This is a genomic window from Psychrobacter okhotskensis (genome assembly GCF_013248965.1).
Taxonomy (GTDB): domain Bacteria; phylum Pseudomonadota; class Gammaproteobacteria; order Pseudomonadales; family Moraxellaceae; genus Psychrobacter; species Psychrobacter okhotskensis.
Window position 1 is genome coordinate 1 of the sequence record NZ_JABRVQ010000052.1, and the last position, 3,658, is coordinate 3,658.

A 3,658-nucleotide genomic window follows, 5' to 3' on the forward strand; every position below is an offset into this window, starting at 1 on the left:
AGGCTACTGGTTCACGCAAGCAAAATCTGACAGTCGTGCTTACTTTAAGCAAGGCGACATCATGCCAGATTATCCTAATAACCAATGGGGTCAGGTTATTTGGCAGTTTGACGGTGAAAAAGGATAGTTTGTTATTATTTTACTTAAGCCACCTTCGGGTGGTTTTTTATATTTAGCCCTCTCCATTCAACCGCAGACCCACGCTCAATCTGGACAGCATAACTACCAGCAGCATACACCGACTCTGACCCAAACCGCACTCGGTGGTCAGCACCTAGCGGAGCGACTCACGCAACTGGCAACGGGATTGGGTCGCAATAGCAAAGATCATAAAGCGATTAAGACTCAGCTTGAGAGTATCGTCAAAGAGCAAGATGCTAACCAGCTTAATAAGACCCATCAAACAACACCATTCACGCTGATTGATAGTGCAGCTGACATAAGCTATGTGAGCGACGATACCATTATTCATAGAACTATGGGCGAGATGATTAGCACCACTCAGCAAGACTTAAATATTAGTAGTGGCGATAGTCATAACCAAATCAGTAGCGAATCACTCAATCTAGTAGCCGATGGTCAGTTTAGTATGACCAATGCCAAAGAAAATATCACCCTATCCGCCCATACGGGTAAGCTTGAAGCCACGGCTAAGCAAGATGTGAATATTGCCTCCTCGACTAAAGAGGTTGAAGTAGTCGCAACGAATAAAATTACGCTGACGGCTGGTGGTGCGAGTATCACTTTAGATGGTAGCAATATCACTATCGCCGCCAAAGAGGTGACGGAAAAAGCAGGTAAGCACAGTAAGGCTGGGGGCGGAGTTGATGGTCAATTTGTATCAGGCTTACCTTCTAATATCTTGGACGAACCACCAACCTTTATCGAGCTTAATTATCTACACGATGATGAGACTCCAGTAAGCAGTGCGCCCTACCGTGTCGAGTTCGCAGATGGCTCTGTCAGAGAAGGCATTTTAGATAAAAATGGCTTTGCTCGTTTAGAAGGTGTGCCTAAGGGTCAAGCTCATGTTTATTATGGTGAAGACCCTGCTGACTTCAAGCCTGATATAGATATGGAGGATGGTATATGAGTAGTAATGGCTTTGGCGGCGGCGCACTAGGGATTAGTAACATAGGGAAGGATTACACTCCTCAAAAATATAAAAAAGCCAAACAAGAAAAACCCACAGGCTGGTTTGAAGCATTAAAAGAAGAGACAGGTTCGTTTCTAGCAGGTGAAAACACCTCGTCTTGGGCACTATTTGCTGAAATTGTGATCGGTGCAGTTCCTATTGCAGGACAGCTTATTGATGCTAGAGACATTATTAAATCCGTCATGAGCCTTAAAGATAAACCCTCCGATATTACATTATGGTTCTTACTCATAGCAGCATTAATAGGGCTGATACCAGTCTTTGGTGATGCAGTTAAAAGTGCTATTAAAGCTATCAAGATTGGCGGTAAAAACCCTGCTGATCTATTTGCCTTTATCAGAAAATTTGGTAAAGGTAATGCAGAGCAAGCTTTAAAAAAAGCGTTAGATGTCAGTAAACTAAAAGGCTTACTTAACAGTATCTTGACCCCTAAGTTTCTCAATAGTTTAAGTAAGTCTAATAAGCAAAAGTTAATTCAAATTCAAAAAGACTTTGATCGTTTCGCTCAGCAAATTATTAATGAGATAAATGGCTGGTCGAAAATGACACCGGCTACAGCGAGTGTTAATAGCGCAGGTGTGGGTCGGACAGCTGGTAATAAACCCAGCACAGCATTGGCATCAACCAACCGAAAAGCTTCTGGCGAAACAGTCAGTCATAATAGCAGTATAACGTCAAGACCTGCTAGAAAAGGGGTTATGAAAAAACATACCCCTAAATGCTTTAAGCCAAGTAAAAGCTTAAAGAGTAGATTTGCTAAAGACAGTAAAGCAAATGCAAAGTTTGAAAAAGAGTACTATTGTCAATTAAAAGATCAAGAAGCTGGACTGAATAACCTTACTGTCGATGAGTATTTGACAGGTCGTGACGCCTTCAAAACGCATGGCAGGCCGAAAAGTAATGGGGCGCAGGCAAACGCTAGAACAGAGTATGAAGATAAGATTAATGAGTCTTTGAAAAATAGCTATGAGAAACAAGGAAAATCTCCTATAGAAGCTGAACGGTTAGCGAACAAACGTACTCCTGAAATAATGAAAGACCTGAATGCTCTACATGATCCTGATATGATTGCAGGTGGTAAAGATAAAATTAATCGACTGGGTCGTGCTGATGTGAATAAGTCCATAGGTGGACAATGGTCTAATAAAGTTGAAGCAAATAGTAGAGTTGCACAGATGGATAAGGCCGCTAAAGAAGCACAAAAGTCTCAAGGCGGGCAAACCAAAATGAAGGTAGAATTAAACCGTTGTAAATAATTAAAATAGGAAATTGTAATGAATAATTTTATTATTGATGAAGGATTTGATTACTTTTTAGAAAAGTTTGGTCAACCTGACTGGCAACAGCCTGTTGAACAAGCTACCTTGGAATATTATCGTGGCAAGTTGCCTGACAAACTTCTTTTCTATTGGGAGAAAATGGGCTTCTGCCGCTTTAAACAAGGTCTATTTTGGATGGTCAATCCTGCTGACTATGAAGATGAGCTCGTGCTTTGGCTAGGTGAAGACATTTTAAAACAAGACAATTATTATGTGATTGCTCGTAGTGGCTTTGGCAAGTTATACGTTTGGGGTGAAAAAATGGGTCATGCCTATACAATTACTCCAACTCTTGGTTGGGTTTATCAAGAAAAAGGGGAAGCGAAAGATATTGCAAAAGGCCTAGCAGATAGAAAAATTGAATTATTTTTTGCTTTTAAAGAGACAAAATATGTTGATATGGTTGATAACAATAGCAAACCTCTATTCAAGCGTTGTGTGAAAAAGTTTGGTGCGCTCGACTATGACGAGATGTTTGGCTTCGTTCCTGCCCTTGCCATAAGTGACAATGCGTCTATCAAAAATGTCGATAAAATGAATATCTTTGTGCATCTTAGTCTGCTACCCGACTTGATTGAGATTCAACACATCAACTTTAAGAGATTAGGACAAATGGCATTCGGTGTTGAAGATTCATCAAATCTACCTGATTTAGATGACTTAGTATAATTAATTATTTAAGCCACCTTCGGGTGGTTTTTTATTAGCATGATTAGATGGCAAAGTTATTGAAGCCCAAAAATTAGCAGCAGCACATACCAAAGTGATCGTATCTGATTTACATGCTCTACATGATCCTGACATGGTCGCAGGTGGACAAGATAAAATTAATCGATTGGGTCGTGGCGATGTGAACTCCTCTATTGGTTCTCAATGGAAGCACAGAGTAGCAGAGATGGACAAAGCGGCTAAAGAAGCACAAAAAACCCAAGGTGGACAAACCAAAATGAACGTTGAACTAAATAGATGTAAATAAAATATGACTAAAGGACATTTAAATGAGTACATTTATTATAGATGAAGACTTTGATCTTTTCATGGAAGACTTTGGACAACCTGATTGGCAGCAGCCTGAGCTATGCTGAAGAAACCGTACAATTAAACTTGGTAAACTAACGACTCAAAGAGGAGTTTACCATGGTCAAGAAAGTAAGAACCTACAGCGATGAATTTAAAGCCGAAG

At 40.3% G+C, this 3,658-nt stretch carries 4 protein-coding genes; all 4 read left to right on the plus strand.

Annotated elements, in window-relative coordinates; translation table 11 throughout:
- The first annotated feature begins 307 nt into the window (after nucleotides 1–307).
- The 4 genes from HQR03_RS13945 to HQR03_RS13960 are packed head-to-tail and all read left to right on the plus strand — an operon-like array spanning nucleotide 308 to nucleotide 3,451.
- Complete coding sequence (locus HQR03_RS13945) at nucleotides 308–1,093, plus strand: DUF2345 domain-containing protein (protein WP_173240626.1); 786 nt, start codon at nucleotides 308–310, stop codon at nucleotides 1,091–1,093.
- Entirely contained in the window at nucleotides 1,090–2,412 is a 1,323-nt protein-coding gene (locus HQR03_RS13950) for a polymorphic toxin type 15 domain-containing protein (RefSeq protein ID WP_173240628.1), read from the plus strand. Before HQR03_RS13945 ends, HQR03_RS13950 begins: the two co-directional genes overlap by 4 nt.
- 18 nt (nucleotides 2,413–2,430) lie before the next feature.
- On the plus strand, nucleotides 2,431–3,144 hold the full coding sequence (locus tag HQR03_RS13955) for a GAD-like domain-containing protein (protein WP_173240630.1): 714 nt from the start codon (nucleotides 2,431–2,433) through the stop codon (nucleotides 3,142–3,144).
- A 58-nt stretch (nucleotides 3,145–3,202) separates the two neighbouring features.
- Nucleotides 3,203–3,451, plus strand: a complete 249-nt coding sequence (locus HQR03_RS13960) for a polymorphic toxin type 15 domain-containing protein (RefSeq protein ID WP_336217948.1) — start codon at nucleotides 3,203–3,205, stop codon at nucleotides 3,449–3,451.
- The last annotated feature ends 207 nt before the right edge of the window (nucleotides 3,452–3,658 follow it).

Bases quoted from the DNA above. Each gene is read 5' to 3' on its own strand.
- HQR03_RS13950 (WP_173240628.1), top strand. From the start codon at position 1,090: ATGAGTAGTAATGGCTTTGGCGGCGGCGCACTAGGGATTAGTAACATA.
- HQR03_RS13955 (WP_173240630.1), top strand. From the start codon at position 2,431: ATGAATAATTTTATTATTGATGAAGGATTTGATTACTTTTTAGAAAAG.